The organism is Synechococcus sp. CBW1004 (genome assembly GCF_015840715.1).
GTDB lineage: Bacteria > Cyanobacteriota > Cyanobacteriia > PCC-6307 > Cyanobiaceae > Cyanobium.
In genome coordinates this window covers 1,361,012-1,374,053 of sequence record NZ_CP060397.1, presented here as the reverse complement: position 1 = coordinate 1,374,053, position 13,042 = coordinate 1,361,012, and the positions used below count along the sequence as shown (strand labels likewise).

General features: G+C 66.2%; 10 protein-coding genes. 1 reads left to right on the top strand and 9 read right to left on the bottom strand.

The genetic code is table 11. The features are described 5' to 3' along the window. Nucleotides 1–10: 10 nt before the first annotated feature. From H8F25_RS06670 to H8F25_RS06630, 9 genes are all read right to left on the bottom strand, one after another. A complete protein-coding gene (locus tag H8F25_RS06670) occupies nucleotides 11–1,159 on the bottom strand; it encodes a carbohydrate porin (protein ID WP_197212676.1) in 1,149 nt (382 codons plus the stop codon). 535 nt (nucleotides 1,160–1,694) lie between these two features. Next, nucleotides 1,695–3,323 carry a GMC family oxidoreductase gene (locus H8F25_RS06665; protein ID WP_197212674.1) on the bottom strand — a complete coding sequence of 543 codons (1,629 nt, stop codon included), beginning with the start codon at nucleotides 3,321–3,323 and terminating at the stop codon, nucleotides 1,695–1,697. A 277-nt stretch (nucleotides 3,324–3,600) separates the two neighbouring features. Continuing rightward, nucleotides 3,601–6,309, bottom strand: a complete 2,709-nt coding sequence (locus H8F25_RS06660; RefSeq protein WP_197212673.1) for a glucosidase — start codon at nucleotides 6,307–6,309, stop codon at nucleotides 3,601–3,603. Next, complete coding sequence (locus H8F25_RS06655) at nucleotides 6,306–7,826, bottom strand: GMC oxidoreductase (RefSeq protein ID WP_197212671.1); 1,521 nt, start codon at nucleotides 7,824–7,826, stop codon at nucleotides 6,306–6,308. Before H8F25_RS06655 ends, H8F25_RS06660 begins: the two co-directional genes overlap by 4 nt. 10 nt (nucleotides 7,827–7,836) lie before the next feature. Then, entirely contained in the window at nucleotides 7,837–8,439 is a 603-nt protein-coding gene (locus tag H8F25_RS06650) for a heme-copper oxidase subunit III (RefSeq protein WP_197212669.1), read from the bottom strand. A 3-nt stretch (nucleotides 8,440–8,442) separates the two neighbouring features. Continuing rightward, nucleotides 8,443–10,134, bottom strand: coding sequence for a cytochrome c oxidase subunit I (gene ctaD / locus H8F25_RS06645; RefSeq protein ID WP_197212667.1), 1,692 nt, complete (start codon nucleotides 10,132–10,134; stop codon nucleotides 8,443–8,445). 40 nt (nucleotides 10,135–10,174) lie between these two features. Then, on the bottom strand, nucleotides 10,175–11,119 hold the full coding sequence (locus H8F25_RS06640) for a cytochrome c oxidase subunit II (protein ID WP_197212665.1): 945 nt from the start codon (nucleotides 11,117–11,119) through the stop codon (nucleotides 10,175–10,177). Then, nucleotides 11,116–11,739 (bottom strand): DUF2231 domain-containing protein, encoded by a 624-nt coding sequence (locus H8F25_RS06635; protein ID WP_197212663.1) that lies wholly within the window; start codon nucleotides 11,737–11,739, stop codon nucleotides 11,116–11,118. The genes H8F25_RS06640 and H8F25_RS06635 overlap by 4 nt, the downstream gene beginning before the upstream one ends. Beyond that, complete coding sequence (locus tag H8F25_RS06630) at nucleotides 11,739–12,236, bottom strand: DUF2231 domain-containing protein (RefSeq protein WP_197212661.1); 498 nt, start codon at nucleotides 12,234–12,236, stop codon at nucleotides 11,739–11,741. Before H8F25_RS06630 ends, H8F25_RS06635 begins: the two co-directional genes overlap by 1 nt. A 288-nt stretch (nucleotides 12,237–12,524) precedes the next feature. Here H8F25_RS06630 and H8F25_RS06625 point away from each other — a divergent pair, with 288 nt between their 5' ends. Next, on the top strand, nucleotides 12,525–13,040 hold the full coding sequence (locus H8F25_RS06625) for an HdeD family acid-resistance protein (RefSeq protein WP_197212659.1): 516 nt from the start codon (nucleotides 12,525–12,527) through the stop codon (nucleotides 13,038–13,040). The last annotated feature ends 2 nt before the right edge of the window (nucleotides 13,041–13,042 follow it).

Sequence of the window (13,042 nt, the reverse complement as noted above, 5' to 3'; positions counted from 1 at the left end):
GCGTCTTCGTTCAGAGGAGGAGGTTGATCTGCAGGGCGGTGGTGAGGATCCCCGGCACCGTGCCATCACCCGAGGGACGCAGGAGCCACTGCATGACCGGTTGCAGCGACAGCCGATTGTTGAGCTGGAAGCTGTAGTTGAGCTCCACGGCACCGGCCCAGTTGAGCTGCGGCAGCAGCTGCGGGCTGAAGGCGGTGCGGCCCACCCCCAGCGAGAGCACGTCGAGCGGCCGGTCGGGGAGGAGGCCCTGGCACTGCCAGCCGCCGGCCAGGAACAGCGGTGTGATGTTCTGATCGGGATTGAGCCCCCACTGCAGTGCCCCCCAGAAGCGGTTGTCGAGCCCGAGCGGTAACCGCGCCGGTAGGGTGAGTGCGCCGAACACCGCATGGTTGCGCAGGACGGCAGGGCCCGTGCGGGACTCACCTGTGGAGAGAAAGGTGGTGTTGCTGCGGATGGCTCCCAGCTGCAGCAGCGGCGCCGCCAGCCTGCGGGGCACTGCTTCCCCGTCTGACCGCTGGAGAGGAGCCCTGAGCCAGGCCGCCTGGTTCCAGAGGGGCAGGTTCCACTGCAGCACCTGCAGCGAACCCCGCAGATCCGGCAGCACAGCCGTCGGAGCGCCGAGCAGGCCGGCCAGGTCGGTCTCCTCCGACAGCCAGTAGGCGCCGATGCTCCAGCTGCCGAAACCGGGGCTTCGCCAGTGCAGCACCAGGGAGGGTGCTGCGTAGGGGGTGATCGGCAGACCGGGCAGGGTGAGATTGAGGGTGTCGTTGAAGCCCGAGTAGAGGTAGCCGGTGTAGGGCTGCATCACCAGGAAGTCCTGGTCGATCGACTGATAGCCGGCGGAGATCAGCAGCGATTGATCACGGCTGCTGCGCTGCAGGCTGACGTTGCTCAGATACACCCCCGCTGGATAGGCGATGGACTGGGGTGCGAACAGCGAGCCGATGGCACTGCCGAAGTCCGGATCACCGTTGAAGGCATCCAGCCGCAGCCGGGCCTGCCAGTGATCCAGCTCATGGCGCCAGAGGGCGGGCTCTCGTGCCAGGCCGCTGCCGACGGCCAGGTTGAGCTCGTTCTGCTGCATCCAGTTGGCTGTGGAGGTGCGACCGCCGATCGGATTGGCGATCGGCGCCGCATTGAGCGTCAGCGTCAGGTTCATCCACTCCGGCAGTGCCAGCAGCTCCGCCAGGGAGGGCCAGCCTGTGGGAGGGGGCGCCTGGCCCGAGGCACTCCGGTCCGCTGCCGGGGGAGCGATGCTGCTGCTCCCGGTGCCTGATGGGTCTGCCTTCGCGACGGATCCCGAAGGCGCGTCGCTCCCATCTCCTGGTGCGCTGGGCGCGTCGGCGGCGGGCTGCGTGGGCTTTCCGGTGCCGCTGGCTGTCAGCGGCTGCCTGGTGGATCGTTGTGCAGCTGGCGAGGCCAGGGCCCCCGCTCCGGCGAGTCCCAGGGACAGCAGCAGCCCTCCCATGCCCAGCACTGCGCAGGCTTGACGCCGCTGCCCCCGGGCCGGCAGGCCTGGCATCTCAATGGAAGCCACGGGGCTGGCACGACGCTCGGAGCGGAGGAACCGCACGGATCGGCAGCGGCTGGCGTCGCAGTTGTACTCGCCCCGCTGGCGCCGCGCTGCTCCCGGCGGCGCATGGGGTACCTGCTGGACGGGGTGATCGGCTGTGCGAACCGGCCGCAGGCCGGCCTCAGCCCTGCAGCCGCTCCACGAGATGGGTGCCGACGCGCAGGGCATTGGCGATGGCGGTGAGCGAGGGATTCACAGCACCGATGCTGGGCATGAAGCTGGTGTCGACGACATAGAGATTGTCGAGTTCGTGCGCCTTGCAGTTGAGATCGAGCACCGAGCTCGCCGGATCGGTGCCGAAGCGGCAGGTGCCGGCCTGGTGCCCCACCGCGGCGATACCCATGCTGTTGGCGATGTAGAACTGGCGCTCCACCAGATGGTTGCGCAGATAGAGGCGCTCCAGCATTCCCTCCAGCCGGTTTGCCAGCCGCTTGGAGGCGGTGAGATTGTTGGGGGTGTAGCTCAGCTGAATCTGTCCTTCGCGCGTGACTGTGACGCGGTTCTCCGGAGCGGGCAGATCCTCGCTGGAGATCCAGAAATCCAGGGCATGTTCAGCAATCCTGTCCATGCTCCAGCCCGGCATCAGGAAGGTCTCCAGGGGGGCATAGCCCTTCATGATCGTGCCGTCGGTCTTGCCGGTCATCTGGATATTTCCCATCGGATAGTCAAAGTCGGCATCCCCGAAATACCAGTCGTTGAGTGAGATCGTCTTCTGGAACACGGTGGTGTTCGGCTCATGGGCCAGCGCCACCATCGCCTTGCTGTTGTGGAACATGTAGTTGCGTCCCACCTGATCGGAGCCGTTGGCCAGTCCGTTGGGATGGCGGTCGTTGGCCGACAGCAGCAGCAGACGGGCGCTGTTGGCCGCGCCGCAGCTCACCACGACGATGTCGCCACTGACCGTCATCGGTTCGCCATCGCGGATCAGCTCCACGCCTTTCACCTGGCGGCCGCTCTCATCGGTGATCAGGCGCTGCACCTGGGCCCGCGTCAGCAGGGACACACGACTTGAGCCCAGGGCCGGCCGCAGGCCCAGCACCTCGGCATCGCTCTTGGCGTGCACAAGGCAGGGGAAGCCATCGCAGCGGTTGCAGCGGCGGCAGCGGCTGAAGGGCATGTTGCTCTCATCGAGCTGCACACCGCTGGGAGCATGGAACGGATGGAGGCCGGCGCTGCGCAGGTCGTCCACCAGCTTCTGGATGCGCGGCTCGTGGCTGATCGGTGGATGCGGGTAGGGCCCGCTGCAGGGCGGTTCGGTGGGATCCTCACCGCGCAGGCCGTGCACGTGATACATCTCCTCCGCTTTCTGATACCAGGGCTCGAAATCGCTGTAGCGCACTGGCCAGGCCGGCGAGGTCCCCTCGAAGTGGACGAGCTCCTCGAAGTCGCGCTGACGCAGCCTGAAGTGGGCTGCCCCGTACATCTTGGTGGCGCCGCCCACGAAGTAATGGCTGCCGGGCTGGAACGGCTTGCCGTGCCTGTCGAGCCAGAGATCCTTGGAGACATAGCGGCCCTTCTGCATCACCTCCTCGGCGTCCCAGTTCTGGGGTTCCTGGGGCAGCCAGTCGCCACGCTCCAGGACGAGCACCGTCAGATCGCTGCTTTCGGCCAGATGGCGGGCCAGGGTGCCGCCACCCGCGCCGCTGCCGATGATCACCACATCGAAATGGGCGCCGCTGCTCACCTGAAGTTGTGAGGGATCGGGCGTCGGGGTGAGCGTGAAGGCGGGGGCGAGGGGCGAGGCGGTCATGTCAGGAGTGGCGTGCTTGAGGGAGGTGATCGGTCTGGAGCACGACGCCTGAACGCAGAGGGGGTGTCGGGCTGAAGGCTCCGGGCTGAGGTCAGCCGGGCCTGGTGGGCCTCGTCATCCCATGCCTGCCGTCTCCATGGCGCTCCGGGCCATGGGCGGTGCGGCCGTCCGTTCCTCTCCGGCAGATCCGCACCCGACCGATGGCCGGGCCTCCGGTCGCGGGTGGAACGGCACCGGGCCTGACACGGCTGATCGATTGGCGGAACGGCCGCATCATTCAGCTGTACTGGGAGAGCTGGGTGAGCAGCTTGCAGACCATCGCCGTCCAGCCCGTCTGGTGCGACGCGCCCACGCCCCTTCCGTTGTCGCCATGGAAGTACTCATGGAACTGCAGCAGATCGCGCCAGTGGGGGTCGTTCTGGAACAGCTCCACGTCCCCGAGGAACGGGCGGCGGCCCTGCTGATCACGCCGGAACAGCGCCACCAGACGCTTCTCGAGCTCCAGTGAAGCGTCCCAGAGGTTGATCCAGTGGCCGGAGCGGGTGGGGAACTCCACCTTGAAGCTGTCGCCATAGAAATGGGCAAATTTCTGCAGCGCTTCAATCAGCAGGAAGTTGAGCGGCATCCAGACCGGCCCGCGCCAGTTGGAGTTGCCACCGAACATCGCCACCGGGCTGTCGGCGGGGCTGTAGGTGAGGGTCTGGCTCTGGTGTCCTTCGGTGTAGGTATAGGGATGGGCGCCGTACACCTTGGAGAGGGAGCGGATGCCGTAGGGAGAGAGAAATTCGGTCTCGTCGAACAGGCGCTCGCAGATGCGCGCCAGCCGATCCTTCGGGACCAGCGCGAACAGCAGGCGGTCGTTGTGCCAGATCCCCAGGTTCTCGGCAACCCAGGTGGGGCTGGTGCGTTCGTGGAAGAACCAGGCCAGCGTCCTGCGCACATCCAGCATCGGCAGACGCAGCACCGTTTCGACATCAAAGCTGGCGACGGCCAGCAGTGGCACCAGGCCGCTGACGGAGCGGGTGCGCAGATAGTCGTGGCTGCCATCGGGACGTTTGATGACGTCGTAATAGAAGCCATCCTGCTCATCCCAGTTGAGGTAGGTGCGACCGTTCTTCAAGGGCGCATTGAGGCTGATCGCCAGCTGTACATAGTCAACGACGAAGCGTTCGCACATGTCGGCGTACTCCTCCTCCTCCCGACTCAGCTCCACCGCCATCTGCAGCAGATTCAGGCTCAGCGAGGCCATCCAGGCGGTGCCGTCGCACTGTTCGATGTGACTGCCATCCGCGAGTGGAAAGCGGCGATCGAACACGGCGATGTTGTCGAGTCCGAGGAAGCCTCCCTCGAAGACGTTGTCACCGCTGCGGTCGTTGCGGTTCGCCCACCAGCCGTACTCCAGGATCAGCTTGCGCAGGGCCGCTCTCAGGAAGGGCAGATCAGCGTGATCGGTCTGTTTGCGGTCGATCTGGAAGATGCGCATCGCCGCCCAGGCGCCGATCGGTGGATTCGGATCGGAGAGGGCCCACTCGTAGGCCGGCGTCTGGGCGTTCGGTGCCGTGAAGTGGGGGCTGCGCAGCAGCATGCATTGCTGCTTGGCGGTGGCGGGATCGATCATGGCGAAGGCCACCGCGTGGAACATCAGATCCCACTGACAGAAATAGGGATATTCCCAGCTGTCCGGCATGGAGATGATGGCGTGGCAGTGCAGTCGCTTCCAGTAGGCGTTCTCGCTGTGCCACCGTTCCCGTGGTGGCTCCGGCATCGTCGGATCCCCCTCCAGCCAGCGCAGCACACTCCAGCCGTAATACTTCTTGCACCACAGCAGGCCGGCGGCGGCACTGTCGTGAACCAGCCGGCCATCGCTGTCCAGGTGAGGGGTGACATGGGCGAAATACTCGCGCCATTCCTGCTCGCGCTGCGCGAACAGCCGATCGAACTCCGCGCTGAAGGGATCGCCGGCGTCGGCATCGGCCCGGCGCAGCCGCAGCTCCACCACCCACTCCTCGCCGGCGGCCAGGGTGCGTTTCAGCACCCGCGCCGCCTTGGTGCCGCTGCAGCGGGGGTTCGTCGCCCCCTGTTCGCCTTCGATCAGCCGACGCTGAAAGCCATCCTTCTGATAAGGGGTGGCGTTGGCCTGATTCCAGAGGCGCAGCGTGTTCGTCTCGTTGTCGGTGAACCACCACTCGCCGCTCTCGCGGCAGTGCATCCGGTAGGCGCCCAGTTGGGGCAGCTCGCCGGTGGCCACAACGTCTCCCTCCAGCTGCATCGGCAGCTCATGCTCATCGGGATAGCCCCAGCGCCACGTGTTGCGCAGCCACAGGGTCGGCAGCAGGGTCAGCGGCGCCGGATCGGGGCCGCGATTGATGGCGCGCACGCGGATGAGCAGGTCCTCGGCAGAGGCCTTGGCGACTTCAACAAGAACGTCGAAATAGCGATCTTCCGCGAAGATGCCGGTATCCACCAGTTCGAACTCCGGCTCACTGCGGCCGCGGCTGGCGTTTTCCGCCACCAGCCGCTCGTACGGGAAGCGGCCCTGCGGATATTTATAAAGGCCCCGCATGAAGCTGTGCGTGGGCGTGTTGGCGAGGTGGTAGTAGTAATCCTTGATGTCTTCGCCGTGGTTTCCCTCCGGATTACTCAGTCCGAAGGGGCGTTCCTTGAGGATCGGATCGACGCCGTTCCACAGCGCCACCGAGAAACAGAGCCGGCAGTGGCGGTCACAGATTCCCAGCAGACCGTCCTCTCCCCAGCGGTAGGTGCGGGAGCGGGCGTGATCGTGGGGAAAGGAGGTCCAGGCGTCGCCATCGGCCGAGTAGTCCTCCCGCACGGTGCCCCACTGGCGTTCGGGCAGGTAGCTGCCCCACAGGCCCCAGTCCACCTGGCCCACATCGCGCTCTGCGATCCGGCGCAGCTCCGAGGGGCCGTCCTCGTTGACGCCGGCGTCGACGCCTGGGGTCGCCTCAGGAGGCTGGCCCGTGCTCATGGCCGCAGCTCCCGCACCAGCCGCTCGGCGATGCGCAGGGCATTGGCGATCAACGTCAGACCAGGCCCCACGGCGGGACAGCCGGGCAGGATGCCGGCGTCGGCGATCGTCAGGTTGGCGATCTCGTGACTGCGGCCCTCCAGGTCCACCACCGAGGTGGCCGGGTTGCTGCCCATGCGGCAGGTGCCGCAGGCGAAGCCCATCACCGACAGGGGAGCCTCGCCGCGGGGGTAGATCGGCGCCCGTTGCACCACCCGGGTGAGCGGATCGTCCTCGGTTGTCTTGAGGCTGTCCAGCCAGCGGTACACCAGACGGTCGTGGGCCTCGCGGTTGTTGGGCAGATAGGTGATCTGGATGCGCTCGCCCCGCAGGGTCACCCGGTTCTCCGGATCGGGCCGCACCGTGCTCATCGCCCACCAGGTGATCGAGCGGTCGGCCAGCCACTCGAGGGCGGCATCCGGCAGCAGCCGCGAGACCAGCGACAGCAGTGGTGGCGACTCGGCGAACAGCGGATCCTGCAGCACGCCGCCGCCATTGCGGATCGAGCCGAGCGGGAAGTCGACGTTTTTATCGCCCCAGTAGTAGTCCGTCACTCCCAGGGCCGGCGCGAAGCGGCCGGAATTGGGCGCGCTCGCCCGCTGCAGGATCGCCGTCAGCTGGGGCTTCATCAGGTTGCGGCCCACCTGGCCGGAGCCGTTGGCCAGGCCGTGGGGGTGACGGTCGCTGGCGGAGCGCAGCAGGATCACGGCGCTGTTGATCGCACCGGCCGCCAGGACGACCTGATGGGCCTGGAACAGCCAGCTCTGTCCGTCGATGCGGGCCTCGACAGCCTTCACCGCCGTGCCGCTGGGGTTGACGTGCAGGGACGTCACCTCGGCGCCGCAGCGGAGGGTCAGGTCGGGTTGCGCGCTCAGGTCCGCCAGGCCGAACAGCTCGGCGTCGCCGCTGGGATCGACGGGGGACTCCGACCAGCTCAGCGGCAGGTCGTAGGGATGGAGCTGCTGGCGCTGCAGGCCCAGCCGCAGCTCTTCGAGAAACGGCTCGACCGGTTTCGGCGCATGGGGATAGTCGCCGCCGCGGGGCGGTTCGGTGGGGTCGACGCCGCCGCGGCCGTGGACCCGGTACAGGGCTTCGGCCCGTTCGTACCAGGGAGCCAGATCGCCATAGCGCAGTTCCCAGTCGGGGGTCGGGCCCTCCTGAAGCGTCAGGCCATGGAATTCGCGTTCGCGCATCCGCTCGAGCACGCCGCCCCAGATCTTGCTGTTGCCTCCCGGGGCATAGATCATCTGCGGCGCAAAGGGATCGCCGTCGGGGCCGAACCACTGTTCATCGGGGTGGTAGCGGTCCTTGCGGAACAGGTCCACATCGGCCACGTTCTGATCCGCCAGCGGCAGGGGTTCACCGCGCTCCAGCAACAGAATCTTCAGCCCTGCAGCCAGCAGCGGTCGCAGCAGAGTGGCACCGGCGGGGCCGCTGCCGATGACGATGACGTCGTAATGCTGGTCGTCGAAGATCATGGCGGCGGCCTTACTGCCAGAGATAGATGAGGGCAAACAGGATGATCCAGATCACATCCACGAAGTGCCAGAACAGGGACACCGAGGTGACGCCGGCTTCGCCGCCCTCGTAATTGCCGGGCCGGAAGGAGCGGGCGAGCATCAATCCCATCAGCAGGATGCCGGTGATCACATGCAGGCCGTGGAAGCCGGTGAGCAGATAGAAGGTGCCGCCGAAGACGCCGTCATGGAGGGAGAAGGCCAGGCCGCGCCACTCGATCGCCTGGCCGGCGACGAAGTAGGCGCCCATCGCCATCGTGAGCAGCCACAGGGCGCGGAAGCCCCAGAGGCTGCCGCGTTGCAGCTGCCGCTCGGCGAAGTAGGCCACGAAGCTGCTGCTCACCAGGATGATCGTGTTGATCAGGGGGCTGCGTACCTCCAGGCCCTCCACGCCGATGGGCAGCCAGACGGGGGACGAGAGCTTCAGCACCGCATAGCCCGCGAAGAAGGCGAGAAAGATGACACTCTCTGAGCACAGAAAGATGATCATTCCGGTCAGATTGTGACCGCCGTGCGCTGCAGAGTGACTGTGGGTGGTGTGCTCCACCGGAGTGGGAAGGGGAGTCGTGCCCATCGTTCAGGCCTCCAGGGCGCGTTGGATGTAGCGCTCTTCATCGGCCACCAGCGGTCGATCGAGGCCGTAGCCGTAGGGGCGGTTCAGCACGGTGGGGATGTCGTCCTCGAAGTTCTCCACAGGCGGCGGTGAGGGCAGCAGCCACTCCAGCCCGATCGCATGCCAGGGATTGGGTGGTGCCTTGGGGCCGCGCGCCCACGAGCTCACCAGATTGAGCAGGAAGGGGATCATCGCCACCCCCAGCAGGAAGGCACCGAGGCTGGCCAGCACGTTGGCACCGGCGAACTCCGGGTCGTAGGAGGCGACCCGGCGTGGCATGCCCATCAGGCCGGCCCAGTGCATGGGCAGGAAGTTGAGGGTGCTGCCGATGAAGGTGAGTACGAAGTGCAGCTTGCCGAGGCCTTCGTAGTACATCTTCCCGGTGAACTTCGGGAACCAGTGGTAGATGGCGGCGAACACACCGAAGGTGATCGTGTTGAAGATCACGTAGTGGAAGTGACCGACCACGAAGTAGGTGTTGCCCACGTGGATGTCCACTGGCACCGTCGCCAGCATGATGCCGGTGATGCCGGCGAAGATGAAGTTCACCAGGCCCCCGAGGCAGAACAGCATCGGAGTGGAGAGTCGCAGCTTGCCGCGCCAGAGGGTGGCGATCCAGGCGAAGACCTTGATGCCGGTTGGCACCGCGATCAGCATCGTGGTGACCATGAACAGATTGCGCATCCACTGCGGCGTGCCGCTGTAGAACATGTGATGCACCCACACGATCAGGCTCAGAAGCGTGATGCCGAAGGAGGCCAGCGCCACCAGCTCATAGCCGAACAGCGGCTTGCGCGAATAGACGGGGAACAGCTCCGAGAAGATGCCGAACACCGGCAGCACCATCACATACACCGCCGGGTGCGAATAGAACCAGAAGAAGTGCTGATACAACATCGGATCCCCGCCTCCCTCCGGCTGGAAGAAGGAGGTGCCGAAGCTCAGATCGAACAGCAGCATCACCGCCCCTCCGGTGAGCACCGGCAAGCCCACCAGCTGGATGATCTGAGCAGCGGCGGCGGTCCAGCAGAAGATCGGCATGCGGAACCAGGTCATGCCAGGTGCGCGCATGCGCACGATCGTGGTGACAAAATTGATTGCCCCCAGGATCGAGGAGATGCCCGAAAGCGCCACCGCCAGGATCCAGACGAACTGCCCGTTGACGAAATGGCCGAGCGGGTTCTGGGTGCTCACCGGCGGGTAGGCCCACCAGCCCGAGGAGGAGGGCCCACCCGGCAGGAAGAAGCTGGCCATCAGCAGGGCGCCGAACACCGGAAACAGCCAGAAGGCGAGGGCGTTGAGGCGTGGAAAGGCCATGTCGGGCGCGCCGATCATGGGAGGGATGAGCAGGTTGTTAAACCCGTTGAGGATCGGGAAGAGGAACAGGAATAGCATCACTGTTCCGTGCATGGTGTAGAGGCCGTTGTAGACGCTGGGGTCCACCAGATCCGCCTCCGGGGTGATCAGCTCGCCACGCATGATCATCGCCAGCAGGCCGCCCACCAGCAGGTAGAAGAGCGCCAGGGCGATGTACTGAATGCCGATCACCTTGGCATCGGTGTTGAAACTGAAGAATCGCCGCCAGTTGTCCGGAGCCCCCGGCACCGGATGGGGTGCCCGCAGGATGCGCGGGTCGTAGGGCACGGAGGGCGTCATGGCGGGCAGGGGGCGGGCTGAGATCGGGAGGGCGGAGTTTTCAGGCGTCGTGGGGGCTGGCCGGGTCGAGGCCGATGTTCACCAGCGGTGGCGGCGCCGGTGGCACCACGGCCCAGCCGCGATCGCCGCGGGCGATGCGGCGCTTGTAGAGCTCGTCGGCCTCGTTCCAGCTGGGGCCGAGCGGTGCGGCGGCGGCGCGCTTCAGCCAGGCCTGGTAGTCGTCCTCGCTCTCCACCACCACCAGGCTCTGATTGCTGGAGAAATAGCCGCCGCTGAACATCGAATCGCGCAGCCGGTAGCGGCCGATCCTGGTGGGGGTGAGGCGGTAGGCGATGACGCTGCCGGGGATCAGATCCTGCTTGAGCCGGAAGGCGGGGATGTAGAAGCCGTGCAGCACATCCATCGAGATCAGTTCGAAGCGGGCCGCTCGGTTCACGGGCAGATGCAGCTCGGCGCTGCGCACCCCGTCCGGATAGATGAACTCCCAGGACCACTGGCGGGCGATCACCTGGATCGGCCCCACCGCCTGTTCGGCGTCCAGCCTTGCGGCGCCGGCCACCTCCAGGGCCTGGTCGCTGTCTGTCACCCGCTCCTTGCCGCCGAGGGTGGCCAGGGTGATGTTGACCCCGATGGCGTGCCAGGCGATCGCCATCACCACCACGAACGGGATGAGCGTCCAGATGATCTCCAGGGTCCAGTTCCCCTCGATCGGCGCGCCGTTGTCCAGGTCGTACTTGTCCGCCCGCTGGAACAGCACGGCCCAGAGGATCACCTCCAGGCAGCCCAGGAACAGAAAGGTGCCGATCGCCGTCTCCAGGGCGAACAGGCCATCCACGTGGGGGGCGGCGCTCGAGGCGGCGACCGGCAGCCAGCCGGGGGCCTGCCGGTACATCCACAGGCTGATCGCCAGATTGAGGGCCAGGCCCAGGGCAATCAGCAGCAGTGCGCCGCTCCGGCGGGACGGCCGGGGAGAAAGGGAGGTCATGGCAGGGCCTCACGCAGATCGACGCCGGCGGCCAGCAGCTGGTCGGCGGTGACATGGACGCCGAATTCGGCGGCCAGCTCGGCGCCGAGCGTGCCGTGCAGGCCGATCACCAGGAACAGTGCCAGGCCCGCCAGCAGGTAGAGCCACTGGACCTGACGCCCCATGTCGCGGCGCCAGCGGAAGCGCTGATACCCGCGCCAGAGGGTCATCAGCACGATCACCAGCAGGATCAGCACGCCGCCGACGCCATGCCACAGCATGGTTTCCATGGCCTGCAGGCCGATCGAGCTGGTGACACCGGCGATCGGCTCGGCCAGCAGCATTTCGTAGAAGCCTGCCGCCACGGTGAAGAAACTCACCAGGCAGCAGGCCAGCAGGTTGTACCAACCCACGTCGTGCAATCCGGCGCGGGTGACCGGCAACGCCAGAAAGCGGAAGACACGCCGCTCGAGTGGATAGAGAGCGCCGGCGATGTCGAAGGCGATGGCGATCACGAACAAGCCGATCGTGAAGTGCACCAGATTCGGGTGAATCGGCAGCGCATAGGGGAGGCCATTGGCACCGAGTGATCCCGAGAGCTGCTCGATCGCCTGGGGCTCGGCGAGATAGGTGAGGGCCATCACACCACCCCCTGGCGGACCGCTTCCACCACCGGGACGGTATGGAGCCCATAGATCCAGATCAGCTGATTGCCCAGCGTCACCTGCACCACCACCAGCAGGGCCAGCACGCCACCGGCCGCCAGGAACGGCAGCGGTAGGCTCTGGGGATCGCGGCTGCGGATCACGTAGCGCCAGCCGGTCAGCACCGAGAGCACTCCGGCCAGCGACCAGCCCAGCGTGCTGTGCAGGTTGAGAATCTCACTGGCGCGGCCATAGGGCTCAGCCAGGCCGGCCTCCACCTGGCCGAAGATGATGGCCACGAAGATCGCGGCGGTGGCGAAGAGCAGATTCCAGAAACTGACTTCAAATAAGGTGCTGCGGCGTGTCAGGACTCCGATGAGATCGAATACAACGGCGATCACGGCCATCGCAATCACGAAGTGCACCACAATCGGATGGATGGTGTCCATCCACGGCAGATTGTGGTCGTTGAGTGGAGGCAGCAGCTCAAGCATCAGGCGGCCTGCAACCTCGCAACTCTGGCCAGGTTGATCCTGCGTAGCAACGCTTTATGACGACATGTTGCGGCGACCTGTCACGTGTGTGTGGCTGCCTTCATGTGTCTTGATTGGTTGACGTGATCGGTCTGTTTTGTTAACCGAAGCACATCTCCCTTGCTCTGCGGTGGTGGTTTGCTGGCGGGTCTCCCGCAGTGGGTGTCGACGGTGGTTCCCTGTGTCCCCGCAACGGCTGTCGGGTTGTGGTCCGCTGACTACCGTGATGCCTTCCTGGTCCCCTCCTCTGTGTCTGCTCCGGCCTCCCCCGCCCTTCGCTGGATCGCCGCCCTGCTGCTGCTGGCGGCAGCCGGCCTCTCCCTGGCACTTCCCTTCGTGTCGGCCACCCTGCTGACGATCTTTCTCGGCAGCGCCGCCGTGGTGGCCGGCATCACCCAGTTGCTGCGACTGGGCGGCGCCGCCGACACCCGCTCGAAGATCTTCCGCGGCCTTTCCGGTGCCCTCTACTTGGTGGGCGGCTTCTGGTGCATCGTCTACCCGATCGAGAGCACCCTCAGCCTGACGCTGTTCCTGGGCTTCCTGCTGGCGATCGAAGGGGTGATGGAGCTGGCGGCCGCCGCCGCCGGTGGCGTTCCCGCCCGCGGTCTGGTGCTGCTTGACGGCATCGTCACTGCCGTGCTGGGGGGCATGCTGATCGCCGAATGGCCCAGCGACAGCATCTGGGCGATCGGCACCCTGTTCGCCATCGCCCTCGGCTTCTCGGCCGTCAACCTGCTCACCGCGCCGCCGGCTGAAGCGGGCTGAGG

Excerpts from the sequence above, each read along its gene's own strand:
- H8F25_RS06670 (WP_197212676.1), bottom strand. The coding sequence starts at position 1,159 with ATGAACCTGACGCTGACGCTCAATGCGGCGCCGATCGCCAATCCGATC.
- H8F25_RS06665 (WP_197212674.1), bottom strand. The coding sequence starts at position 3,323 with ATGACCGCCTCGCCCCTCGCCCCCGCCTTCACGCTCACCCCGACGCCC.
- H8F25_RS06660 (WP_197212673.1), bottom strand. The coding sequence starts at position 6,309 with ATGAGCACGGGCCAGCCTCCTGAGGCGACCCCAGGCGTCGACGCCGGC.
- H8F25_RS06655 (WP_197212671.1), bottom strand. The coding sequence starts at position 7,826 with ATGATCTTCGACGACCAGCATTACGACGTCATCGTCATCGGCAGCGGC.
- H8F25_RS06650 (WP_197212669.1), bottom strand. The coding sequence starts at position 8,439 with ATGGGCACGACTCCCCTTCCCACTCCGGTGGAGCACACCACCCACAGT.
- ctaD (WP_197212667.1), bottom strand. The coding sequence starts at position 10,134 with ATGACGCCCTCCGTGCCCTACGACCCGCGCATCCTGCGGGCACCCCAT.
- H8F25_RS06640 (WP_197212665.1), bottom strand. The coding sequence starts at position 11,119 with ATGACCTCCCTTTCTCCCCGGCCGTCCCGCCGGAGCGGCGCACTGCTG.
- H8F25_RS06635 (WP_197212663.1), bottom strand. The coding sequence starts at position 11,739 with ATGGCCCTCACCTATCTCGCCGAGCCCCAGGCGATCGAGCAGCTCTCG.
- H8F25_RS06630 (WP_197212661.1), bottom strand. The coding sequence starts at position 12,236 with ATGCTTGAGCTGCTGCCTCCACTCAACGACCACAATCTGCCGTGGATG.